This is a genomic window from Corallibacter sp., assembly GCF_048381695.1.
Taxonomy (GTDB): Bacteria; Bacteroidota; Bacteroidia; order Flavobacteriales; family Flavobacteriaceae; genus Corallibacter; species Corallibacter vietnamensis.
In genome coordinates, this window is record NZ_JBLXHI010000001.1 from 675,279 (window position 1) to 694,026 (window position 18,748).

Annotated in this window: 16 protein-coding genes and 1 riboswitch; of the genes, 12 read left to right on the top strand and 4 right to left on the bottom strand. The window is 34.5% G+C overall.

What is annotated here, in order from left to right; genetic code table 11:
• From ilvC to argH, 11 genes are all read left to right on the top strand, one after another.
• Positions 1-1,503, top strand: a complete 1,503-nt coding sequence (ilvC, locus tag ACN5J3_RS03115) for a ketol-acid reductoisomerase (protein ID WP_418510734.1) — start codon at positions 1-3, stop codon at positions 1,501-1,503.
• Between the two features lie 8 nt (positions 1,504-1,511).
• Positions 1,512-2,777: a threonine ammonia-lyase IlvA gene (gene ilvA, locus ACN5J3_RS03120; protein ID WP_418510735.1), complete on the top strand. Its 1,266-nt coding sequence runs from the start codon at positions 1,512-1,514 to the stop codon at positions 2,775-2,777.
• A gap of 462 nt (positions 2,778-3,239) precedes the next feature.
• Positions 3,240-3,863, top strand: a complete 624-nt coding sequence (locus tag ACN5J3_RS03125) for a GNAT family N-acetyltransferase (RefSeq protein WP_418510736.1) — start codon at positions 3,240-3,242, stop codon at positions 3,861-3,863.
• A complete protein-coding gene (locus tag ACN5J3_RS03130) occupies positions 3,856-5,043 on the top strand; it encodes an argininosuccinate synthase (protein WP_418510737.1) in 1,188 nt (395 codons plus the stop codon). Before ACN5J3_RS03125 ends, ACN5J3_RS03130 begins: the two co-directional genes overlap by 8 nt.
• A complete protein-coding gene (argC, locus tag ACN5J3_RS03135) occupies positions 5,040-6,014 on the top strand; it encodes an N-acetyl-gamma-glutamyl-phosphate reductase (RefSeq protein WP_418510738.1) in 975 nt (324 codons plus the stop codon). The genes ACN5J3_RS03130 and argC overlap by 4 nt, the downstream gene beginning before the upstream one ends.
• A gap of 54 nt (positions 6,015-6,068) precedes the next feature.
• A complete protein-coding gene (proC, locus tag ACN5J3_RS03140; protein ID WP_417198121.1) occupies positions 6,069-6,869 on the top strand; it encodes a pyrroline-5-carboxylate reductase in 801 nt (266 codons plus the stop codon).
• Positions 6,866-7,996, top strand: coding sequence for an aspartate aminotransferase family protein (locus ACN5J3_RS03145; RefSeq protein ID WP_417198122.1), 1,131 nt, complete (start codon positions 6,866-6,868; stop codon positions 7,994-7,996). The genes proC and ACN5J3_RS03145 overlap by 4 nt, the downstream gene beginning before the upstream one ends.
• Positions 7,993-8,931 (top strand): acetylornithine carbamoyltransferase, encoded by a 939-nt coding sequence (locus tag ACN5J3_RS03150; protein ID WP_417198123.1) that lies wholly within the window; start codon positions 7,993-7,995, stop codon positions 8,929-8,931. Before ACN5J3_RS03145 ends, ACN5J3_RS03150 begins: the two co-directional genes overlap by 4 nt.
• A 139-nt stretch (positions 8,932-9,070) precedes the next feature.
• Positions 9,071-9,847 (top strand): acetylglutamate kinase, encoded by a 777-nt coding sequence (gene argB / locus ACN5J3_RS03155; protein WP_417198124.1) that lies wholly within the window; start codon positions 9,071-9,073, stop codon positions 9,845-9,847.
• The gene (locus ACN5J3_RS03160) at positions 9,844-10,908 is read left to right on the top strand and encodes a M20 family metallo-hydrolase (protein ID WP_417198125.1); all 1,065 of its coding nucleotides are present in this window, start codon (positions 9,844-9,846) and stop codon (positions 10,906-10,908) included. Before argB ends, ACN5J3_RS03160 begins: the two co-directional genes overlap by 4 nt.
• A 93-nt stretch (positions 10,909-11,001) precedes the next feature.
• Entirely contained in the window at positions 11,002-12,276 is a 1,275-nt protein-coding gene (argH, locus tag ACN5J3_RS03165) for an argininosuccinate lyase (RefSeq protein ID WP_417198126.1), read from the top strand.
• Positions 12,277-12,332: 56 nt separating this feature from the next.
• Here the strand turns inward: argH and leuB are convergent, their stop codons facing one another.
• From leuB to ACN5J3_RS03185, 4 genes are all read right to left on the bottom strand, one after another.
• The gene (gene leuB, locus ACN5J3_RS03170) at positions 12,333-13,451 is read right to left on the bottom strand and encodes a 3-isopropylmalate dehydrogenase (protein ID WP_418510739.1); all 1,119 of its coding nucleotides are present in this window, start codon (positions 13,449-13,451) and stop codon (positions 12,333-12,335) included.
• Positions 13,452-13,598: 147 nt separating this feature from the next.
• Positions 13,599-14,183, bottom strand: a complete 585-nt coding sequence (gene leuD, locus ACN5J3_RS03175; RefSeq protein WP_418510740.1) for a 3-isopropylmalate dehydratase small subunit — start codon at positions 14,181-14,183, stop codon at positions 13,599-13,601.
• Positions 14,184-14,185: 2 nt separating this feature from the next.
• On the bottom strand, positions 14,186-15,586 hold the full coding sequence (gene leuC, locus ACN5J3_RS03180) for a 3-isopropylmalate dehydratase large subunit (protein WP_418510741.1): 1,401 nt from the start codon (positions 15,584-15,586) through the stop codon (positions 14,186-14,188).
• 34 nt (positions 15,587-15,620) lie between these two features.
• Complete coding sequence (locus ACN5J3_RS03185) at positions 15,621-16,796, bottom strand: 2-isopropylmalate synthase (protein ID WP_418510742.1); 1,176 nt, start codon at positions 16,794-16,796, stop codon at positions 15,621-15,623.
• A 145-nt stretch (positions 16,797-16,941) separates the two neighbouring features.
• On the opposite strand from ACN5J3_RS03185, the gene ACN5J3_RS03190 reads away from it, so the two are divergent.
• Positions 16,942-18,486 carry a hypothetical protein gene (locus tag ACN5J3_RS03190; RefSeq protein ID WP_418510743.1) on the top strand — a complete coding sequence of 515 codons (1,545 nt, stop codon included), beginning with the start codon at positions 16,942-16,944 and terminating at the stop codon, positions 18,484-18,486.
• A 99-nt stretch (positions 18,487-18,585) separates the two neighbouring features.
• A riboswitch (SAM riboswitch) is annotated at positions 18,586-18,737 on the top strand.
• Positions 18,738-18,748: the final 11 nt, after the last annotated feature.

An 18,748-nucleotide genomic window follows, 5' to 3' on the forward strand; every position in this document is an offset into this window, starting at 1 on the left:
ATGTCAAATTATTTTAACACATTATCATTAAGAGAACAGTTAGCACAATTAGGAAAATGTAGATTTATGGAAGCGTCAGAATTTGAAGATGGCGTTGAAGTTTTATTAGGAAAGAAAATCGTAATCGTTGGTTGTGGTGCACAAGGTTTAAACCAAGGCTTAAACATGAGAGATTCTGGATTGGATATTTCTTATGCTTTAAGACCACAAGCCATTGCTGAAAAGCGCCAATCGTATGTACAAGCAACCGATAATGGTTTCAACGTTGGAACTTACGAAGAGTTAATTCCAACTGCCGATTTAGTACTTAACCTCACACCAGATAAACAACACACCAATGTGGTAAACGCTGTCATGCCTTTAATGAAAAAAGGAGCGACCTTAAGCTACTCGCACGGATTTAATATTGTTGAAGAAGGTACGCAAGTCCGTGAAGATTTAACCGTAATTATGGTAGCACCAAAATGTCCTGGAACCGAAGTTCGTGAGGAATATAAACGTGGTTTTGGTGTGCCAACGCTTATTGCAGTACATCCAGAAAATGATCCGCAAGGAAAAGGATTAGCACAAGCAAAAGCCTATGCAGTGGCAACAGGTGGCGATCGTGCAGGTGTTTTAGAGTCTTCTTTTGTGGCAGAAGTAAAGTCAGATCTTATGGGTGAGCAAACCATCTTGTGTGGTGTGTTACAAACAGGTTCAATTTTGTGTTTCGATAAAATGGTTGAAGAAGGTATCGAACCAGAATATGCGGCAAAATTGATTCAATATGGTTGGGAAACTATTACCGAAGCTTTAAAACATGGTGGTATTACCAACATGATGGATAGGTTGTCTAATCCTGCAAAAATTGAAGCCTTTAAACTTTCGGAAGAATTGAAAGTGATTATGGCACCATTGTTCCAAAAACACATGGACGATATCATTTCTGGTCATTTTTCTAAAACCATGATGGAAGATTGGGCAAATGATGATATTAACCTTTTAACGTGGCGTGAAGCTACAGGTGAAACAGCTTTTGAGAAAACACCTTTAACGTCTGAAACTATTTCAGAACAAGAGTATTTTGACCACGGAACATTATTGGTTGCGTTTGTAAAAGCAGGTGTTGAGTTAGCTTACGAAACAATGGTAAGTGCTGGAATTATTGAAGATTCTGCATATTACGAGTCGCTTCATGAGTTACCATTAATCGCAAATACCATTGCTCGTAAAAAGTTATACGAAATGAATCGTGTGATTTCAGATACTGCCGAATATGGTTGCTATTTATTCGATCATGCAGCAAAATCATTGTTGGTAGATTTCATGAAAACCGTTTCAACCGATGTTGTCGGAAAACCATTTTCAACTAAAAATGATGTTGATAATATTGAATTGATAAAAGTAAATGAAGCAATAAGAAGTCACTCTATCGAAACTGTAGGTAAGCGTTTGCGTACAGCAATGACAGCCATGAAAGTGATAAAAACCGAAGATGTAAAAGCCGAAGCTGTTTTATCTTAATACATTAAATGAAAGATACACAAACCACATATTTTCCAACATTAGAAGCGGTAATTGCTGCTGCTGATAAATTGAAATCGGTAGTAAATCAAACACCATTAACCTCAAATTTATACTATTCAAAACTGTACGATAGCAACATCTTGTTTAAACGCGAAGATTTGCAAATGGTGCGCTCGTATAAAATTCGTGGGGCTTACAATAAAATAGCTTCATTGTCTCAAAGTGAAGTAAAAAATGGTGTGGTTTGTGCCAGTGCAGGAAATCATGCACAAGGTGTGGCTTTATCTTGCAAATTGCTTAAAATTCACGGTACAATTTATATGCCTTCGCCAACACCAAACCAAAAAATAGAACAGGTAAAAATGTTTGGCGAAGATTATATTAATGTCGTTTTAGAAGGCGATACGTTTGATGATTCTTACCATGCTGCTATGCGCGAGCAACAAGAAACAGGCAAGGCTTTTATTCATCCATTTAATGATGAAAAAGTTATTGAAGGACAAGCAACCGTAGGTTGGGAATTGTTTAACCAAGCGCCAAAACCTATAGATTATGTTTTTGTACCTGTTGGTGGTGGCGGATTGGCCTCTGGGTTGTCAACTATTTTTAAGCAATTGTCTCCAAATACAAAAATTATTGGTGTTGAACCTACTGGAGCACCATCAATGTCAACATCAATTAAAAATGATGAGAATACAGAACTCGAACACATTGAAAACTTTGTAGATGGTGCTGCAGTAAAAAAGGTAGGTGATAAAACTTTTGACATTTGTAAGCAGAATTTAGACGATATGATTACCATTCCTGAAGGGAAAATTTGTCAGACTATTTTAGAGCTTTACAATAAAGAGGCTATTGTAGTTGAGCCTGCTGGCGCATTGAGTATTGCTGCTTTAGATGTGTTTGCTGAAGATATCAAAGGAAAAAATGTTGTTTCTGTAATAAGTGGTAGCAATAATGATATAACACGTACTGCCGAAATAAAAGAGCGTGCATTGTTGTATTCAAATTTGAAGCACTATTTTATTGTGAAATTCCCACAACGTGCTGGAGCTTTAAAAGAATTTGTGGTAGATATTTTAGGTCCAAACGATGATATTGCTCATTTCGAATATACGAAGAAATCTAATAGAGATACAGGTTCGGCAGTTGTCGGCATCGAGTTGAAATCGCCTGATGATTTAGAACCACTAATCACCAAAATGAAAAACAGAAATTTTTATGGTGACTATCTCAATAATAAACCTGATTTATTTCATTTTTTAGTCTAATTTTTTAAATTTTAAGCAGTTATAAGTGCTTATTTTGATAAAATCATAAAATTTGATTAAAACCAACAATTTTTAAACCGTCGTATTTAATTTATTTATAGTTTAGCACTATGAATTTAACAAAAAATAGAAATAGGGAAATCCAACCCACACGCTCAACACTTCGTGAGCGACGTCGCTAATGCTCAAAATCAAGCAAATTAGTTACACATTTTTATTTTTTACCACATTGAACAACCCTTTACAGATATCATTTTTAAAACATCTAGTTATTACTCTTAATAACCATGTTTTAGTACGCCGACGTTTTCCACGTCGCCCGTAAGGGTATGTCTAATTTTTCGGAACTTTAGGTGTGTCCAGTTCCTCTTTCAAAAAAATAATTCCTGATAAAACAGGAATCTCAAAAAAACAAAAAACTAGAATTTATTAATAAATATAACCGTAATCACGGTCTGTATTATGGAAATTGTTATTGCTAACAAATCGCATAGTGTGTATGCAGAAATTATTTGTGAAACCATTGCCGAAGCTGCAAAAGTGAGAGGTACAGGTATCGCAAAACGAAAACCAGAATACATCATTACCAAAATGGAAAACGGTAATGCTGTTATCGCATTAGATGGTGATAAATTTGCTGGTTTTTGCTACATAGAACAATGGAGTCACGGAAAATTTGTAGCAAATTCTGGACTAATTGTACATCCAGATTTCAGAAATATAGGATTGGCTAAACAAATCAAAAAGAAAATTTTTGAGCATTCGCGTACCAAATATCCAAATGCAAAAGTATTTAGTATCACAACAGGTTTAGCTGTAATGAAAATGAATAGCGAATTAGGTTATAAACCTGTAACGTTTTCAGAATTAACAGACGATCAAACCTTTTGGAATGGTTGTCAAACCTGCAAAAACTATGATGTTTTACAACGTACAGAACAAAAAATGTGTTTATGCACAGGTATGTTATACGATCCTTTAAAAGAGGAAAAAACAAGCAATCATAAATTCGATAAAAAAGTCTGGACGCGATTAAAAAGCATTAAACAAACCAGGTTTCTAAAAAAAGAAAAGCAAAATGAGTAAAAAATTAGTCATCGCATATAGTGGCGGATTAGATACATCCTATTGCGCAGTTAGTCTATCAAAAGCAGGTTACGATGTGCATGCGGTAAGTGTAAATACAGGCGGATTTACAAAAGAAGAAATTAAAAAAATAGAAGCAAACGCCTATAAAATGGGTGTTGCTACTTACAAAAATATTGATGCAGTTGCATCTTACTATAATAAAGTAATTAAGTATTTAATTTTTGGTAACGTTCTTAAAAACAATACGTATCCATTATCTGTAAGTGCAGAACGTATCATCCAAGCAATCAAAATTATTAAATACGCCAAAAGTATAGATGCAAAATATATTGCGCATGGTAGTACTGGCGCAGGAAACGACCAAGTGCGTTTTGATATGATTTTTCAGACTTTAGCACCAGAAATCGAAATTATCACACCTATTAGAGATCAAAAATTAACCAGACAAGAAGAAATCGATTATCTAAAAGAAAATGGTATTGATATGTCTTGGGAAAAAGCAAAGTACTCAATAAACAAAGGACTTTGGGGAACAAGTGTTGGCGGATCAGAAACTTTGACATCTGACAAACCTTTACCAAGCGAAGCCTATCCTTCACAATTAAAACATTCAGATCCAGAAAAAGTCTCATTGACCTTTTTAAAAGGTGAATTAGTTGCTGTAAACGGAATAGAAAACAGTCCAGAAGTTAATATTGAAGTCTTAAATACGTTAGCGTCTGCCTATGCAATTGGTCGCAATATTCATGTTGGCGATACTATTGTTGGCATAAAAGGTCGTGTAGGTTTTGAAGCTGCTGCTGCCTTAATCATCATCAAAGCACATCATTTATTAGAAAAACATGTGTTAACCAAATGGCAATTACAGCATAAAGATTATTTGTCGAATTTCTATGGAATGCATTTGCACGAAGGACAATATTTAGATCCTGTAATGCGAAACATGGAAGCTTTTTTAGAAAGTAGCCAAGATAAAGTTTCTGGTGATGTCATAGTCACTTTAAAACCTTACCATTTCACATTAGACGGTATTTCTTCAAAACATGATTTAATGATTGCGAAGTTTGGAAGTTACGGTGAAGAGAACAAAGGTTGGACTGCTGAAGACGCAAAAGGGTTTATCAAAATCTTTGGTAATCAAAACAAAATCTATCAACAAGTAAATCAAGAGTTATGATTAAAGCAGGAATAATTGGTGGCGCAGGTTACACAGCAGGCGAGTTGGTTAGAATATTAATCAATCATCCTGAAGTAAACATAGATTTTGTGTATAGCACATCCAATGCAGGTAATACTATTGGTAAAGTACATCAAGATTTGATAAGTGAAGATTTAGAATTTTCTAATAAAATCAATCCTGAAGTTGATGTTGTTTTTTTATGTTTAGGTCACGGAAATTCAAAAGCATTTTTAACTAATAATGAATTTTCAACCCAAACCAAAATCATTGATTTAAGTAACGATTTTAGACTTGAAAACGATAAGATTTTCAATGGAAAAACATTCGTTTACGGTTTACCTGAATTAAATAAATCAGACATAAAACAAGCCAATTATATTGCTAATCCTGGTTGTTTTGCAACTGCTATTCAATTAGCATTATTGCCATTAACGAATGCAAAATTATTACTTGAAGATGTACATGTAAATGCAGTCACAGGTGCAACTGGTGCAGGAACTTCACTTTCTGCGACTACGCATTTTACATGGCGAGATAACAATTTTTCGTATTACAAACCTTTTACACATCAGCATTTAGGTGAAATTAATCAGTCGGTAAAATTGTTACAAGACAATTTCAATGCACAGATCAACTTTATGCCAAATCGAGGTGATTTTTCAAGAGGAATTTTCGCAACGCTTTACACAAAATTTGATGGTAGTTTAGAAGATGCCAAACAGCTGTTTAAGGACTTTTATAAAGACACAAAATTCACATTGATTTCAAATGAAGATATTCATTTAAAACAAGTGGTCAATACCAATAATTGCATACTTCATTTACATAAACACGAAGATAAATTATTGGTTACAAGCATTATTGATAATTTATTAAAAGGCGCGACAGGACAAGCCGTACAAAACATGAATTTAATGTTTGGTTTTGAAGAAACAACAGGTTTAAAATTAAAAGCGAGTTATTTTTAAAAAGTATGAGTGAGTACACTAAACACTACCAACTAAACACTAATTACTAAACAAATGAAAATAGCAATCATAGGAACAGGAAATTTAGGAAAATCGATAGCCAAAGGGTTAATCACCAATAATGCGATTACGACACTGTATTTAACAAAACGAAATGTAGATAGCATATCTGAATTTGACGGTTATAAAAACGTGACGATTACATCTGATAACGTTTTGGCTGTACAACAATCAGATATTTTGATTTTTGCGGTTCAGCCAGCACATTTCGAATCGATTTTAAAGGATATTAAACCTTTTTTAACCGAAAAACATGTAGTGATTTCTACCATTACAGGTTATACTATTCCAAAAATTGAATCGCAAATTGGTATCGATCAATTCATCATTCGTGCTATGCCAAATACAGCAATTGCAGTTGGTAAATCTATGACGTGTTTATGTAGCAATTCGCAAGGCGAAAAACGTATTAAAATTGCTCAAGCTATTTTTAATCGTCTGGGACATTCGTTAGTAATTCCTGAAGCGCAAATGCAAGCGGCTACTGTAGTTTGTGCTAGTGGAATTGCCTTTTGGATGCGTTTGATTAGAGCGACAACACAAGCAGCAATTCAGTTGGGATTTGACTCAAAAGAAGCCCAAGAGTTAGCGATGCATACCTGCGAAGGCGCAGCTAATTTACTAATCACCAATGGTAATCATCCAGAAGAAGAAATTGATCTTGTGACTACGCCAAAAGGTTGCACCATTGAAGGTTTAAATGAGATGGAACACAAAGGATTGAGTTCGTCTTTAATTCAAGGTATGGTCGCATCGTTCAATAAAATTAACAACATTAAAAAGGAACAAATATGAGTTTGTTTAACGTTTATCCACTTTTTGATATTACACCTGTAAAGGCAAAAGACGTCTATGTTTATGACGAAAATAATGTCGAATATCTAGATTTATATGGTGGGCATGCTGTGATTTCTATTGGGCATTCGCATCCAAAATATGTGTCAGCAATTTCTAATCAAGTTTCAAAATTGGGCTTTTATAGCAATGCGATTCAAAATCCGTTGCAAGTCGCTTTAGCTGATAAGTTAGAGTCACTTTCAGGCTGTAAAGATTATCAACTGTTTTTGTGTAATTCTGGTGCAGAAGCGAATGAAAACGCTTTGAAATTAGCATCATTTCACAACGGAAAAAGTAAAGTGTTAGCATTTAAAAATTCGTTTCACGGTCGTACATCTGCAGCAGTTGCAGCAACCGATAATCCTAAAATTGTCGCGCCAATTAACGCACAACAAGACGTTGATTTTGTAGAATTAGGCGATTTATTTTCAGTTGAAAATATTCTGAAAGCAAACCAAACCTGCGCAGTAATCATTGAATGTATTCAAGGTGTTGGCGGATTGGACGAAAGTACTACCGAATTCTATCAAGGTTTAGAAGCATTATGCAAACAATACAATACGATTTTAATTGCAGACGAAGTACAGTCTGGTTTTGGTAGAACTGGCGATTTTTTTGCTTTTCAAAAGCACAATATCACACCAGATATTATTTCTATCGCAAAAGGAATGGGCAACGGTTTTCCTATTGGTGGTATTTTAATTCATCCAAACATCAAACCAAACTTTGGTTTGTTAGGCACAACCTTTGGTGGCAATCATTTGGCTTGTGCAGCTTCATTATCAGTTTTAGAAGTTTTAGAGGAAGAAAAACTGCTTGAAAATGCAAATGATATTTCAGCTTATTTTATTGAAAAAGCTAAAGATTTACCAAGTTTGAAAAGTATTAAAGGTCGCGGTTTAATGTTAGGATTAGAGTTTGATTTTCCTGTTTCAGAATTAAGAAAACAACTGATTCACAAACATCACATGTTTACAGGAAGCGCCAAAAACCCTAATCTTTTACGAATTCTTCCACCATTAACCATTCAGAAAAAACACATTGATGCCTTTTTTGTAGCACTGAAAAAAGAATTAAACTCATGAAAAAATACACCGAAATAAAAGACATTTCTAACCTAAACGAGACAATAAAGGAAGCTATTTTACTAAAAATGAATCCTCATGAGTTTCAAGATTTAGGTAAACATAAAACCTTGGTCATGCTATTTTTTAATGCCAGTTTACGTACCAGATTAAGTACCGAAAAAGCAGCAAAGAATTTAGGAATGGATGTGATGGTTTTAAATGTAAACGATGCTTGGCAATTAGAATTTGAAGACGGAACCGTTATGAATGCCAACACATCAGAACACGTTAAAGAAGCAGCTCAAGTCATTTCACAGTACGCAGACATTATTGCGGTTAGAGCCTTTCCTACCTTAACAGATAAAGCCAAAGACAAAAGCGAATACATTTTAAAAAGTTTTGAAGAGTACGCTACAATGCCAATCGTTAATATGGAAAGTGCGACAGCGCATCCATTGCAAGCGTTGGCAGATGCGATTACCATTACCGAATTAGCAGAAAAACCAAAGCCAAAAGTCGTATTGTCTTGGGCACCACATCCTAAAGCGCTACCACAAGCAGTGGCAAATTCGTTTGTGGAAATGATGCAGAATTTGGATGTCGATTTTACAATTACGCATCCTGAAGGTTACGAATTGGATAAAAATATCACGAAACAAACACCTATTAATTACAGCCAAAAAGAAGCCTTGCAAGATGCCGATTTTGTATATGTAAAAAACTGGAGCAGTTTTAACGACTACGGAAAAGTATTAAATCAAGATGAAAATTGGATGATGACAAAAGACAAGTTAGGCAATGCCAAATTCATGCACTGCTTACCAGTTAGACGTAATGTTGTTGTTGAAGATGCAGTTTTGGATAGTGAAAATTCTGTAGTGATAAAACAAGCCAATAACAGAACATTTGCAGCTCAAATTGTATTAAAGCAGATTTTAGAAGGATTAAAATAGTTGTCAGGTCGAGCATTGATTGAAATCAAAATATATTTTGATTGATAGCACACTACGAAGTAGTCGAGACCTAAATTAACCTCTCGACTGCGCTCGAGGAGACAAAAACTAAAAGATACTCGCTTTCGCGAGCATAATTATGAAAGCACTAAAAATCATAAAAATAGGCGGAAACATCATTGATAACGTAGATGCATTACAAGCGTTCTTAAAAGAGTTTTCCAAGATCGAAGAACTTAAACTATTGGTGCATGGTGGCGGAAAATTAGCAACTAAACTTGCGAATCAAATGCAAGTAGAAGTGCAAATGATTGATGGTAGACGCATTACAGACGCTGAAACTTTGGATATTATTACAATGGTTTACGCAGGTAAAATCAATAAAAATATAGTCGCACAATTGCAAGCAAATAACTGTAATGCTATTGGGTTTTCTGGAGCAGATGGCAATACCATTATATCAGACAAAAGACCTGTAAAAACTATTGATTACGGTTTTGTTGGTGATGTAAAACAAGTGAATACAAAAAGTTTAGAATTACTCTTAAATAATAATATCACGCCTGTATTTTGTGCTATTACACATGATAAAAACGGACAATTGTTAAACACCAACGCAGATACAATTGCTTCCGAATTAGCTATTGGTTTTTCACAAATTTTCGATACAGAACTGTATTACTGCTTCGAAAAAAATGGTGTTTTAAAAGATGTTAAGGATGATCATTCAGTCATTGAATCAATAACTTCAGAAAACGTTCAGCAATTAATAGACAATCAAATTATATCAGAAGGTATGCTACCAAAAATTAATAATTGCATGCATGCTGTCAATCATAATGTCCAAAAAGTATGCATTGGAAAACCAGAGATGCTTTTCGATAGAAACTTAACCTACACAACCATTTCAAAATGATATCAACGTTAACTGAACAAGCCATTTCGTTGTTAAAACAACTGATAGAAACACCTTCGTTTTCCTCTGAAGAAGACCAAACCGCACGACATATCGAGCAATGGTTTCAGCTTCAAAATATACCATATAAACGCACAAATGATAACGTTTGGGCAATCAATAAACATTTTGATGAGACCAAACCAACGTTGCTTTTAAATTCTCATCACGATACGGTAAAACCAAATAACGGTTATACTAAAAATCCGTTTAAAGCGATTGTTGAAGATGGAAAACTGTATGGTTTAGGTAGTAATGATGCTGGTGGTTGTTTGGTGAGTTTACTATCAACTTTCGCCTATTTTTATGATAAAGACAACCTAAATTATAATCTGGTTATTGTTGCATCTGCAGAAGAAGAAAGTAGTGGTGACAATGGTTTGAATAGCATGTTAAGTGTAATTCCAAAAGTTGATGTGGCTATTGTTGGAGAACCAACCTTGATGCACTTGGCAGTTGCCGAAAAAGGTTTGGTTGTGTTTGATGCTGTAGTAAAAGGTACGCCAAGTCATGCAGCACATCCAAACGATGATAATGCGATTTATAACACGATTTCTGTATTGGAATGGTTCAAAAATTATGAGTTTGAGAAAACGTCTGAAGCTTTAGGTGATGTGAAAATGACTGTGACGCAAATCAATGCTGGTAAGCAACACAATGCTGTTCCTGCAAATGTTGATTTGGTGGTAGATGTTCGTGTGAATGATAAATATTCTAATCAAGACATTGTAGATATTTTACAACAAGAAGCGCCTTGTGATAGTATTATTCCGCGAAGTACAAAACTGAATTCGTCGTCCATCCCAATTGATCATCCTTTGGTAAAAGCTGGTATTGAAATTGGAAGAAACACGTACGGTTCGCCAACTTTATCAGATCAAGCTGTGTTAAGTTGTCCGTCATTAAAACTAGGACCTGGCGACAGCACACGATCGCATAGTGCAGACGAATTTATTTATATCAATGAAATTGAAGAAGGCATAAGGATTTATATAGAATTGTTGAATCGCGTTATTTTATAAAAGGTCTGTCATTCCGCACTTGATGCGGAATCTAAAAATAAATTATAACTTAAAAAATGAGAGCAGAGATTCCTGCTTTCGCAGGAAAAAATTATGAAACTCTGGGATAAAGGCATAAGCATAGACAAAAAAATAGAACAGTTTACAGTTGGAAATGATCGAGAAATCGATTTACACATTGCAAAGTACGATGTTCAAGCCTCATTAGCGCATGCTAAAATGTTACAATCTATCGGTATTTTAACTACTGAAGAACTGAAACAACTAGAAAAAGGACTTGAAGATTTAGCATCGCAAATTGAAAACGGAACGTTTACCATAGACAAGCATTTTGAAGATGTACATTCAAAAATTGAATTTGAACTCACTAAAACCTATGGTGATGTTGGTAAAAAAATCCATACAGCGCGATCAAGAAACGATCAAGTTTTAGTGGCTTTGCAATTGTTTTATAAAGCAGAATTAATCAATATAAAATCAAAAACAAAAGATTTTTTTGAAACGCTTTTAGAGTTAGCTGAAACAAATAAAAAAGCATTATTACCAGGTTACACACATTTGCAAGTCGCAATGCCGTCATCCTTTGGGTTATGGTTTTCAGCTTACGCAGAAGTCTTAATTGACGATGTATATTTGTTAGATGCAGCGTTAAAAACCGTTGATCAAAATCCGCTTGGTTCTGCAGCTGGTTACGGAAGTTCATTTGCAATTGATAGACAATTGACTACAAAACTTTTAGAGTTTTCAACTTTAAAATATAACGTTGTTGCTGCACAAATGAGTCGTGGAAAAAGTGAACGTACTATTGCATTAGTATTAGGTAGTTTGGCCAATACATTGGCGCGTTTTGCTATGGATATTTGCTTGTATATGAGTCAGAATTTTGGCTTTATCAGTTTTCCGGACGAACTTACAACAGGAAGTAGCATCATGCCTCACAAAAAAAATCCTGATGTTTTTGAGCTGATTAGAGGAAAGAGCAATAAAATACAAGCCTTACATCATGAAATGGTTTTAATAACCAATAATCTGCCAAGTGGTTATCACAGAGATTACCAATTATTAAAAGAAAATATGATTTCTGCCATTAAGGATATGCAAGATATTTTAGAGATTTTCAACTATTCCATTAAACAAATAGAGGTGAAATCTATCGACTTAAACGACGAGAAATATCAATATTTATTTACGGTGGATAACATCAATACACTAGTTGAAAACGGTATGAGTTTTAGAGAAGCCTATCAAAAAATTGGTAGTGAAGTACAAAACGGAACCTACAAACCAGATACCTCAAAAGAGCACACGCACATTGGCAGTATTGGTAATTTATGTCTGGACGAGATAAAAAATAAATTTCCTGAATAAAAAAAGCACCTTTTTTTAAGGTGCTTTTCTGATTTTAATCAAAATAATTAATCACTCTAAATAATAGTAGATTGACCCAAATGAATGTTCGCGAAATTTAGGTTACTATCTTTAGGGTTATTAATAAAGTCTTCAATAAAGTCTCCAACTTTACTTGTTGTTATAGTATTGTTTTTACTGTTTAAATCAGGTGTTGTGATTTCTAGTTGTAACGATTTTTCAACAGCTTCTCTAACCATTTCAGCTTCTTCGTGTAACTCAAAATGATCAAGTAACATAGCAGCCGATAAAATAGAAGCTATAGGGTTTGCAATACCTTTTCCGGTAGCTTGCGGATACGATCCATGAATAGGTTCAAACATCGCGTGTTTATCACCAACCGATGCCGAAGCTAATAATCCAATGCTACCACCAATAACACTGGCTTCATCACTAATAATATCACCAAACATATTTTCGGTTAAAATAACATCAAACTGTTTTGGGTTTAATATCAATTGCATCGCAGCGTTATCTACAAACAAAAAGTCTAATGCTACATCAGGATAGTCTTCAGCAACTTGTTTTACAACATTGCGCCATAAACGAGACGTTTCTAATACATTGGCTTTATCAACAAGTGTTACCTTTTTTTGTCTTGTTTGTGCAGCTTTAAAAGCTAAATTCGTAATACGCTCAATTTCTTCACGAGAATATTCACACAAATCTGAAGCGATATTACCATCTTCACTTAATTGTTTTTCACCAAAATAAATACCACCAGTCAATTCGCGATAAATACTAATGTCAGTACCTTTAATGTTTTCTTCCTTCAATGGTGACTGACTTAAAAGCATATCGTAAGCCTTAACAGGTCTTATGTTTGCATACAAACCAAGCTCCTTACGTAGCTTAAGTAATCCCTGTTCCGGACGCACTTTTGCATTAGGATTATTATCATATTTTGGGTCGCCAATGGCACCAAACAATACAGCATCGCTGTGTTTGCACAAGTCTAGCGTAGCATCAGGAAGCGGTTCTCCAGTTTCATCAATGGCAATTGCGCCAACTGAAGCCGATTTAAAATTAAACGTATGGTCAAACTCTTGAGCTATCGCTTTCAATGTCTTGATGGCTTCTTTTGTAACTTCTGGACCAATACCATCTCCTGATAAAACTGCAATATTTAATTTCATAGTCATTTCCTTCGAAAGCAAATCACACTGCTCTCTTTATTTAGTTATTATTTTGTTGCTTTTTTGGGCGTTACCACAAGGGTCGCGCTTTCGGCAGTCGCTTCCAGATTGTAACCATCTGGAGAGCTTCAACAAATGCCTCAATCGCTAACGCGATAGCTCAAAAGCTTCTATTTGTTCTTTTTTACTTAATAGATAATCAATATCATCATAGCCATTAATCATACAAGTTTTCTTGTAAGGATCAATGTCAAAATCGGTTTGCAAATTTGTACTATCAACCGTTAAGGTTTGAGCTTCTAAATTCACGGTTAATACTGTTTCAGGATTGGTTTTAATAACCTCAAACAAATCTTTTAAAAACCCTTCAGAAACTTGTAAAGGTAACAAACCATTGTTTAAAGCATTGCCTTTAAAAATATCGGCAAAAAAACTAGAAACAATCACTTTAAAGCCATAACCGGCAAGTGCCCAAGCAGCATGCTCACGACTAGATCCGCAACCAAAATTGTCTCCAGCAACCAATATGCTACCATGATATTTTGGGTTGTTTAAAGCAAAGGTTTCGTTAATGTTTCCTTGTTTATCAAAACGCCAATCTCTAAATGCATTATCACCAAAACCTTGTTTGTCGGTTGCCTTTAAAAAACGCGCTGGAATAATTTGATCGGTGTCAATATTCTCAATTTCCAACGGAATGGCAGTACTATGTAAAGTTGTAAATTTTTCCATGTTTAAATCAATTCTTCTTCTAGGCTTAACGCTTTAGTGACATCAACAATTTTTCCTTCTACAGCAGTTGCAGCGGCAACTAGTGGACTTGCTAAAATAGTCCTTGCGCCTTGTCCTTGTCTGCCTTCAAAATTTCTATTTGATGTTGAAACACAGTATTCGCCTTCAGGAATTTTATCATCGTTCATGGCTAAACACGCACTGCAACCAGGTTGTCTTAATTCAAAACCAGCTGCTTCAAATACTGTTTTTAAGCCTTCTTCTTCTATTTGAGATTCTACTTGCTTACTTCCAGGAACTAACCAAGCAGTTACATTTGGTGCTTTTTGTTTGCCTTTTATATAGTTGGCAGCAACTCTAAAATCTTCAATTCGGGAGTTGGTGCAACTTCCTATAAACACGTAGTTAATAGGCTTATTTAGCATAAATTCTCCTTTTTTAAAGTCCATATATTCTAGAGACTTTTCAAAAGAAGCATCGCTTAAATCTGGGATTTTGGCATTTATTTTTATACCCATTCCAGGGTTGGTACCATAAGTAACCATAGGTTCGATGTCTTCAGCATCAAACGTATATTCTTTATCAAAAGTAGCATCGCTATCAGTAGGAAGTGTTTTCCAGTAAGCAACAGCTTTCTCAAAGGCTTCACCTTGAGGCGCAAACTCTTTCCCTTTTACATAGGCAAAAGTAGTTTCGTCTGGCGCAATCATGCCACCACGAGCTCCCATTTCAATACTCATATTACATACAGTCATTCTGCCTTCCATACTCATGTTTTCAAAAACATCACCAGCATATTCACAGAAATAACCAGTGCCTGCATTTGTGCCAATTTTTGAAATGATGTATAAAATAACATCCTTTGGTAATACACCAGGTTTTAGGGTTCCGTTTACAGAAACACGTAAGCTTTTAGGTTTTGTTAAAAGCAAACATTGACTAGCAAAAACTTGTGCAACTTGACTTGTGCCAATACCAAAGGCAATGGTTCCAAAAGCACCATGCGTTGAGGTGTGACTATCACCACAAACCATAGTCATTCCAGGTTGCGTAATACCAAGTTCTGGAGCCATAACGTGAACAATACCGTTGTATTTATGACCAAGACCGTAAAGTGTAATGTTGTTTTTATCACAGTTTTCTGCCAATTGTTTTAATTGGTTTCTGGATAATTCGTCTCTTACTGGTAAATGTTGGTTTTGTGTTGGTGTATTGTGATCTGCAGTTGCTACAATTTGATTTGGTCTAAAAATAGGAATGTTACGTTCTTCAAGCTCATTAAATGCTTGCGGACTCGTAACTTCATGAATTAAATGTTTGTCTATATATAAAATTTGAGGGCCGTTTTCAATAGAATCGACCACATGTGCATCCCAAACTTTATCGAATAATGTTTTTCCCATAGTTGTTTTCCGCGAAAGCGGTACTCTTTTTTAATTAAGCCGAAATGATTTGTTGATACACGTTGCTTGTTTCAATAATTTGATGAATATCGCTATCATTGACTTCCTTTTTCTTATCTGCAAAAACCAAGAAGTTTTGATAAATATCATCAAGCTGTAATTTGGTTAGTTCGTAACCAATATTTTTTGCGCGATACGCTAAAGCAGCTCGACCACTTCTAGCTGTAAGTACAATTGCAGACTCGGTAACACCAACATCTTTTGGGTCTATAATTTCGTAAGTTTCACGGTTTTTAATAACGCCATCTTGATGAATTCCAGAGCTGTGAGCAAAAGCGTTACTACCAACAATAGCTTTGTTAGGTTGAGAGTAAACACCCATTTGTTCTTGTACTAATTGGCTAATGCCATAAAGTTCTTGTGTTACAATACTTGTGTCTAAATTTAAATAAGGGTGTTGTTTTAAAATCATGACGACTTCTTCAAGAGCTGTGTTTCCAGCACGTTCGCCAACACCATTAATAGTGCATTCTATTTGGCGAGCACCATTAATAACACCTTCTATAGAATTTGCTGTGGCTAATCCTAAATCATTATGGCAATGACAAGATAAAATAGCTTTGTCTATGCCTTTTACATGTTCTTTTAAATATTTTATTTTGGCACCATATTCACTAGGTAAGCAGTAGCCTGTAGTATCAGGAATGTTTAAAACCGTTGCTCCAGCACTAATGGCAACTTCACAAACTCTAGCAAGGAATTCGTTATCAGTTCGTCCAGCATCTTCGGCATAAAACTCTACATCTTCTACAAACGATTTAGCGTATTTTACAGCATTATAAGCACGTTCTAAAACTTTTTCGCGCGTAGAGTTAAATTTAAATTTTATATGCGAGTCTGATGTGCCTATTCCCGTATGTATTCTTGGTCTAACAGCTGTTTTTAAAGCTTCGGCAGCGACCTTAATATCATTTTCAACAGCACGTGTTAGTCCACAAACGGTAGCGTTTTTTACAATTCTTCCTATGGCAGCAACAGCTTCAAAATCTCCAGGGCTAGATACAGGAAAACCTGCTTCAATAATATCAACACCCAACGTGTCTAATCGTTCGGCAATGACCAGTTTTTGACTTGTGTTTAATTTACAACCTGGTACTTGCTCACCATCGCGAAGTGTTGTATCGAAAATTTGTACTTTATCTTTAGACATTAAAAAATAAATTTTTGTATTGTCTTACGAATTTATACTTTGGATTTATGATAGCGTATAAACTCGCAACTTTGTTTACGATGTTCAAACGCATTATTTTAATTTACAACACTGTATTTCAATTAGTTAATATTTAATTTGTTTGATGACTAAAGACCAAAAAGATAATTTGTTTTCGTTGGTAAAATCCATGACCAAATCTGAAAAACGCCAGTTTAAATTGTATGTTGGCAGATTGGGTGTGAATGATGATTCAAAATTTTTGAATTTGTTTAATGTTATGGATAAGTTGTCATCGTATGATGAGGTTGCTATTTTAAAAAATGCCAATATTAAAAAGCAGCAATTAGCTAATGTAAAAGCGCATTTGTACAAGCAAATTTTAATTAGTTTGCGTTTGAGTCCGTCGCACCAAAACACACGTTCTCAAATAAGAGAACAGCTAGATTTTGCGTCTATTTTGTATCATAAAGGTTTGTATAAGCAGGCATTGAAAATTTTAGATAAAGCTAAAGATGTTGCGATACAGCATGAAGAAAAAAATCTAGCTTATGAAATTGTAGAGCTGGAAAAGGTTATTGAATCGCAGTATATTACACGTAGTATCAGTGGTCGTGCAGATGAACTTACAATACAAGCCAAAGAGTTGAGTCAAGCCAATGTGATTGCCAGTAAACTCTCAAATTTATCTTTGCAGTTATACGGACTTTTCCTAAAATTTGGTTACGCTAAAAACCAAGATGATGCTAAAGAAATACAAGATTATTTTAACGCCAGATTACCTAGATATGACATTTCACAGTTAGGTTTTAGAGAAAAACTATGGTTGTATAAAGCCTATTTGTGGTATAGTTTTTTAATGCAAGATTTTTTAAACTGCTATAAATTTGCTTTAAAGTGGGTATCTCTTTTTGAGCAAAATCCTGAAATGATTCACCTAAATCCTGTGTTTTTTATAAAAGGAAATAACTATTTATTGGAGTCGCTTTTTTACATAAAAAACAAAGATAAATTTAAAGAATACCTCGATAAATTTGAAGACATTATCAATACGCCATCATTTAATAAAGATGAAAATGTAGAAGCCTTATCATTCTTATATTACAATGTAAATAGTGTGAATTACTATTTTGTAGATGGCAGTTTTCACGAAGGCTTGCAGTTAATTCCTAAAATTGAAACAGCACTACCAAAATATCAAGATAGAATAGATGAACATCACACCATGATTTTCTATTACAAGTTTGCGAGTATGCATTTTGGGGCAGGAAATAATCGAGAATGTATTCATTATTTAAATAAGATAATTTCTAATAAATCGCTTTCTATGCGTGAGGATTTACAGTGTTTTTCTCGTGTTTTAAACGTTGTGGCGCATTATGAAGAAGGTCTAGATTATCATTTGGAGCGTTTATTAAGAGATACTTATAAATATCTACTGAAAATCAATGACTTAAACGAAGTTCAAAAAGAAATGATTAGGTTTATTCGAGGACTTCAAGATATTTTTCCGCATGATATTAAAAAAGCATTTGTTAAGTTTCATAAACAGCTTAAGCAATACGAAAATCATCCTTATGAGCGTCGTGCATTTTTGTATCTTGATATTATTTCTTGGTTAGAAAGTAAGATTGAAAACAAGCCTGTAGCACAGATTATTAAAGAGAAATATTTAGAACAATACGCCTGATTTTTTTAAAGAGATTTTATAAAAAAAATCAAAATTATTTGGATATTAAAATTTTCTAACTGAATATTTGCACTCACAAAGTTCAAATTACTTATTGAAATGTTATCAAGAAAGGTGGAGGGAATAGACCCTATGAAACCTTGGCAACCCTTAAATTCCTGTGGAAATAGGAATCTTTATTTAAGAAGGTGCTAAATTCTACTTTTTGTTATTTCGAGTACAATCGAAAATTTCAATTAGATAGATAACACAAAACTAATTA